The following is a 1133-nucleotide window of genomic DNA, read 5'->3' as shown; positions in this document are numbered from 1 at the left end:
TTGGCCATCAGCAGATCGTGCTGCGCCTTCAGCTCCTCGCTCAGCTCCGCCACCGGACGCGCGAAACCGACGAAGTCCGCCGGGATCAGCTTGGTGCCCTGATGGATCAGCTGGTAGTAGGCGTGCTGCCCGTTGGTGCCGGGCGTGCCCCACACCACCGGACCCGTCTGCCACTGCACCGGCCGCCCCGCACGGTCCACCGACTTGCCGTTGGACTCCATGTCGAGCTGCTGCAGATACGCCGTGAACCGCGACAGATAGTGGCTGTAGGGCAGCACGGCATGCGACTGCGCGTCGTGGAAGTTGCCGTACCAGATGCCCAGCAGGCCCAGCAGCAGCGGCGCGTTGGACTCGGCCGGCGCGGTGCGGAAGTGCTCGTCGACGAGACGGAAACCCTCCAGCATCTCCCGGAACCGCTCCGGGCCGATCGCGATCATCAGCGACAGACCGATCGCCGAGTCGTAGGAGTAGCGGCCCCCCACCCAGTCCCAGAACTCGAACATGTTGGCCGTGTCGATACCGAACTCCGCGACCTTCTCCGCGTTCGTCGACAGCGCCACGAAGTGCTTCGCCACCGCCGCCTCGTCACCCAGCGCGGCCAGCAGCCACTGCCGCGCCGAGGTGGCGTTGGTGATCGTCTCGATCGTGGTGAACGTCTTGGACGCGACGACGAACAGCGTCTCGGCCGCATCCAGGTCCCGCGTCGCCTCGTGCAGGTCGGCGCCGTCGACGTTGGAGACGAACCGGACGGTCAGGTCACGGTCGGTGAAGGCGCGCAGCACCTCGTACGCCATCGCCGGGCCCAGGTCGGAGCCGCCGATACCGATGTTGACGACATTGCGGATCCGCTTGCCGGTGTGCCCGGTCCACTCACCCGAGCGAACCCGGTCGGCGAAACCCGCCATCTTGTCCAGCACCGCGTGCACACCCGGCACCACGTTCTCGCCGTCGACCTCGACCACCGCCTCCCGGGGCGCGCGCAGCGCGGTGTGCAGCACGGCCCGGTTCTCGGTGGTGTTGATCCTCTCGCCCCGGAACATCGCGTCCCGCAGCCCGAAGACATCCGTCGCGGCCGCCAGCTCCTGGAGCAGGGCCAGCGTCTCGTCGGTGACGAGGTGCTTGGAGTAGTCGAT

General features: G+C 68.0%; 1 protein-coding gene. It reads right to left on the bottom strand.

Annotated elements, in window-relative coordinates:
* Nucleotides 1-1133: glucose-6-phosphate isomerase (pgi, locus tag ACIHCM_RS37505; RefSeq protein WP_399906551.1), on the bottom strand; the 1133-nt coding region annotated here is incomplete at both ends.

The sequence above is a fragment of the Streptomyces sp. NPDC052023 genome (genome assembly GCF_044548465.1).
Lineage (GTDB): Bacteria > Actinomycetota > Actinomycetes > Streptomycetales > Streptomycetaceae > Streptomyces.
The sequence above is the reverse complement of the archived record's forward strand: the minus strand, read 5'-3'. Positions and strand labels throughout refer to the sequence as shown.